Raw genomic sequence first — 5,028 nt, forward strand, 5'->3', positions numbered from 1 at the left:
TTTATAATGGTATCGGATTAAACCTGTGCCAATACCTGTTCTACTTTTTCAGCAGCTTCTTTCAGAGCTACGGCAGAGTATACCTTCAGGCCGGACTCATCTATGATGCGGGCACCTTCTTCTGCGTTTGTACCTTGCAGACGAACGATGATCGGAACACGGATATCACCGATGTTCTTATACGCTTCTACCACACCATTGGCAACACGGTCGCAACGTACGATACCGCCAAAGATATTGATCAGGATGGCCTTCACGTTCGGGTCCTTCAGGATGATGCGGAAACCAGCTTCAACGGTCTGTGCGTTTGCCCCACCCCCTACGTCCAGGAAGTTAGCAGGCTCGCCACCGGAAAGCTTGATGATATCCATTGTTGCCATCGCAAGGCCGGCACCGTTTACCATGCAGCCTACGTTGCCGTCCAGCTTCACATAGTTCAGGTTAGACAGGCTGGCTTCAACTTCCAGCGGATCTTCTTCGTTCAGGTCGCGCAGGGCAGCCAGGTTCTTGTGACGGAACAGGGCGTTGTCGTCCAAGTCTACCTTCGCGTCTACGGCCAGTATTTTGTTGTCAGAAGTTTTCAGTACAGGGTTGATCTCGAACATGGAAGCGTCGGTCTCTACATACGCTCTGTACAGGTTGGTAATGAATTTTACCATTTCTTTGAAAGCCTCACCTTCCAGTCCGAAAGCAAAAGCAACTTTTCGAGCCTGGAAACCTTGCAGACCAACAGCCGGGTCGATCCACTCTTTGATGATCTTTTCAGGAGTATGTTCTGCTACTTCCTCGATGTCCATACCACCTTCAGTAGATGCCATGATCACGTTACGGCCCGTTGCGCGGTCGAGCAGGATGCTCAGGTAGAACTCTTTCGGATCGGATTCGCCTGGATAGTAAACGTCCTGTGCTACTAGCACCTTGCGTACCAGTTTGCCTTCAGGGCCTGTCTGGTGCGTGACCAGGGTCATGCCCAGGATTTCACTTGCAATCTGCTTTACCTGATCCAGGTTCTTAGCCAGCTTTACGCCACCACCTTTACCACGGCCACCCGCATGGATCTGTGCTTTGATCACATGCCAGCCTGTACCGGTTTCTTCGGTCAGTTTCATGGCAGCTTTAACAGCCTGGTCCGGCGTTTCAGCTACGATGCCTTCCTGTATGCGGACGCCATAGCTTTTTAGTATGTCTTTACCCTGATATTCGTGTATGTTCATGCTTTCAGTTTTAATGGACGCACGAAAGTAAGCCTTTATCCCCTTAAATTCAAGCAAAGCCTTTTTAAAATATTCCTGTTCCGACGCCAGAATCAGCAACTCCTAAAAGTCTTTCTGCTATAGAGCAAAGCGCTCTGACAGGCTGGTCTGGTAACGGTAGGGCTGCAATGGCAGTACGTATAGGTAGTGGTCCACCGATTTCTTCTTTACTATATAAAAGCTTATGGAGCATGAATACACATTTGCAGGACGGGTAGCCATTGCTGCCTTCATCGTGCTGCTCTTTGTCTCAGGGTTTTACCTGTTGGCACAGGCCTCGTATTTTTTCTTACTGGTTTTTGCGGGGATACTGCTTTCCGTGCTTTTCTGCGGCCTGACGGATTGGGTCGTGCATTACCTGCACCTGAAGCGTGGACTTAGCCTGCTGCTGGTGAGCCTGCTTGTTTTCGGGCTTCTGATCGGTTCCTTCCTGCTGGTAGCGCCTACTATCTCAGACCAGGTGGACGAGATGCGCAAATCACTCCCGCAAGCCCTGACCAGACTCCAAGAATGGCTTGGACAATACAACTGGGGGCGCAAGCTGGTAGAGAAAATTCCGGAGGATTATAACAACATGCTGCCCGAGCAAAAAGAAATGTTGTCGAAGCTTACCGGCGTGTTCTCCTCCACACTCAGTTTCCTGACCGACTTGTTTATTGTGATCATCACAGCCTTGTTTTTTGCCTCAAACCCCACGCTGTATACACATGGTTTTACAAAGCTTTTTCCGGAGCGTAAGCGTACGCGCGTCCTCGAGGTACTTCACCAATGTTATACTACACTCAAAATGTGGTTGCTCGGTATGCTGTCTGCCATGGCCATCATTGGTGTGAGTACGGCTATCGCTTATTCCTTTATAGGATTGCCTTTAGCCTTTGCACTGGGGCTTATTTCCTTCTTCCTGGCTTTCATACCCAACATAGGTCCCTGGCTGGCTGGCATACCTGCCGTACTGATTGGCTTCACCATCGGGCCAGACATGGCGCTGCTGGTCATCCTTGTGTATGGTTCTATCCAGATGGTGGAAACGTATTTGATCACACCGATCATCTTTCAGAAGACAGTTAACTTGCCGCCTGCTTTGCTGCTTTTTTTCCAGGTGTTACTGGGTATACTGGTAGGTGGCCTTGGGCTGTTGATGGCCGCCCCTATACTGGCTGTGCTGCTGGTGCTCGTAAAAGAGCTGTATGTGAAGGATGTACTGGAAAAAACACCGGAGGCAGGCACTGTAGAAGAGGCAAGCGAGGCCACAACAGAAGCCACAGTATAGCCGGATATTATTCCCGGAGAGGGAGTTCCTGAAAATTTGATGGCGAGGTGCCACTTTATAGTGTTTGTTTTGTAGCTTTGGCAGACCTTTTGTTGAAGGTAATCGCCAACACATACATCATTGCCAACTCGTGCTGCAGGTAGTTAACATCCATAAGAAATACGGTTCATTAGAAGTTCTCAAAGGCATCGACCTCCTCATCCATGCAGGAGAGGTGGTTTCCATCGTGGGTGCCTCAGGTGCCGGTAAAAGTACGTTGCTGCACATTTTAGGCACACTGGACTCTACCGATACAGGTGAAGTGCTCTTTGATGGTAAGAATATCTCCCGCATGAACGGCACGGATCTGGCTCGCTTCCGCAACAGGCACATCGGCTTTATCTTCCAGTTTCACAACCTGCTACCGGAGTTCACAGCCCTCGAAAATGTCAGTTTGCCGGGTTATCTGGCCGGTCGCCCCGAAAAAGAAGTCCGCGAACAGGCCGCTAACCTGCTGAGTATGCTCAACCTCTCGCACCGCATGCATCACAAGCCTTCGGAACTTTCAGGCGGAGAGCAGCAACGCACAGCGGTGGCACGTGCCCTTGTCAATTCGCCCCGTATCATTTTTGCAGATGAGCCCAGCGGTAACCTGGATTCGCATAACGCCCAGGAACTGCATGAGATCTTCTTCAAACTGCGCCGGGAGTTTAACCAGACATTTGTGATCGTGACGCACAACGAGCAGCTGGCTACGATGGCCGACCGTACACTGGTAATGAAAGACGGCCTGATCGTGCAGGAAGCATTGCAATAATCTTCTTTCTTTGCTAAATTATAATGCCTGTTCCTCCTGAGCAGGTGTTCTCTTCTTTTCTTTCTGTTATACTTTCCCTGGTCCTTTTTTGTATTTTTTACGTATTCTATATCCCCCCTGCTGCTTTTGAGGAGTAATTCCGAAGGCAGGAAAGAGGGATGTGTCCAAGGTGTGAAAATAATTTACAAGTTATTGATTTACAATGACTTATAATGCATATTTTTTTTATTTTTTTGCACCATTTGGAGAGCGGTTGTGTTTGATATATGTACTAAACCATGAAAGCTAACGAGATATGAGTCAATCAGATAAAGAGACAAAAGTGGAAAAGAGGCCGAAAGTCGAAAGCTATGATATAGCCAAATCGGACGAGACGCTTCACTTAGCTGTTGATCTGGCTAAGTTTATAAAAGAGAACAGATTATACCAGAATATACAAGGCAAAGAATACGTGAACGTGGAAGGCTGGCAGTATGCGGGTTACCGTCTCGGTATACTGCCGGTAGTGGAGCATGTCGTGAACATCAGCACCGATGAGGAGATCAAGTACCAGGCGAAGGTAAACCTACTGGATCTGCGTAGTCAGCAGGTAGTGGGGGCAGGCTTTGCCATCTGCTCTAACAAAGAGCAGGGCAAGAAGTACTACCAGGAGTTTGCGATTGCCTCTATGGCACAGACACGCGCCATTGGCAAAGCCTATCGCAATATTCTCGCCTGGATCATCCGTGCGGCTGGTTACGAGCCTACTCCTGTGGAGGAAATGGATTATGCGGGCAATGAGCCGGCCAAGAAAGTGGCGGTACCAACTGAGAAGAAGGCTACCATGAAAGCTGCGCCGGCGGCAGCTGCTGCTGAGGCAACGGTGGCTGAAACTGAACCGGCAGCCGGTGTACGTTATGCTTCTGCCAAGCAAAAGGAAGAGATCATCCGTCTGCTGAACAATCCGGTCATCACACGTCAGGAGAAAACAAAGATGTTACTCAACATCAACAGATTTGACGAGGAGCGTGCGGCGCAGGCGATCGAAAAACTAAAGAAAGTGATCGAAGATCGTGAAGACGGTCAGTCAGCTGCTGCCTAATGTCAAAATATCTACTAGTGAAAGCCTGCCTCTGATGAGGCAGGCTTTTTTTATGTCTTGGAAGGTTCAATTTTTCTTCTGCCTGCTGGCGCGAGCGTCTTCGCTCGTGTCTGCTACAGTGGGGCCTCTGGCCCATGTAAAGGTATAGCTTTTAATGGTCTATACCTTGGCATATAGTTATTGCGAGCTTGCAGCACATATCCTGCTTTGCTGTGTAGCGGTGACTTCATCACGCTTTAACTTGAGTTGTTTCATCGCTTCGCCTGGCCGGCGGGGCCTCACTTTTCTCCTTGATGAGAAAAGTAAGCAAAAGAATCAAGACGCTTTTAAACTCGCTGAACGCTCAAACACAAAATCGTCACTGTTGCACTTGGCTCAAACCGTTGCTTTGTCGCTTCAGTTGTAAGTTAGTCTTGCTATACCTGTCCGCTATACCTAGCATCTATACCTGCTGCTACATGGCTTATACCTAGTTATTAGTAGTGGTAGCAAGTCCCCCTTGGAAGGGGGGCAGGGGGATGACAATCGTGCACCTACAGGGAACGGCAGCTACAACGCCTATAACTTTCCTGCAGGAACAGCAGGCTCCCCGCCTTAAACAAGGAGGGGCAGGGGTGGTTGGATCCGG

General features: G+C 49.2%; 4 protein-coding genes. 3 read left to right on the forward strand and 1 reads right to left on the reverse strand.

The window, feature by feature from the left end; genetic code table 11:
• Positions 1 to 17: 17 nt before the first annotated feature.
• Positions 18 to 1,214: an ADP-forming succinate--CoA ligase subunit beta gene (gene sucC, locus OB13_RS17840; RefSeq protein ID WP_461491541.1), complete on the reverse strand. Its 1,197-nt coding sequence runs from the start codon at positions 1,212 to 1,214 to the stop codon at positions 18 to 20.
• 223 nt (positions 1,215 to 1,437) lie between these two features.
• Between sucC and OB13_RS17845 the strand changes: the two genes are divergently transcribed.
• From OB13_RS17845 to OB13_RS17855, 3 genes are all read left to right on the forward strand, one after another.
• On the forward strand, positions 1,438 to 2,523 hold the full coding sequence (locus OB13_RS17845; RefSeq protein WP_461491542.1) for an AI-2E family transporter: 1,086 nt from the start codon (positions 1,438 to 1,440) through the stop codon (positions 2,521 to 2,523).
• 130 nt (positions 2,524 to 2,653) lie between these two features.
• Positions 2,654 to 3,319, forward strand: a complete 666-nt coding sequence (locus tag OB13_RS17850; RefSeq protein WP_461491543.1) for an ABC transporter ATP-binding protein — start codon at positions 2,654 to 2,656, stop codon at positions 3,317 to 3,319.
• Positions 3,320 to 3,614: 295 nt separating this feature from the next.
• Positions 3,615 to 4,400 carry a hypothetical protein gene (locus tag OB13_RS17855; protein WP_461491544.1) on the forward strand — a complete coding sequence of 262 codons (786 nt, stop codon included), beginning with the start codon at positions 3,615 to 3,617 and terminating at the stop codon, positions 4,398 to 4,400.
• Positions 4,401 to 5,028 lie beyond the last annotated feature (628 nt).

The sequence above is a fragment of the Pontibacter sp. HJ8 genome, assembly GCF_054824225.1.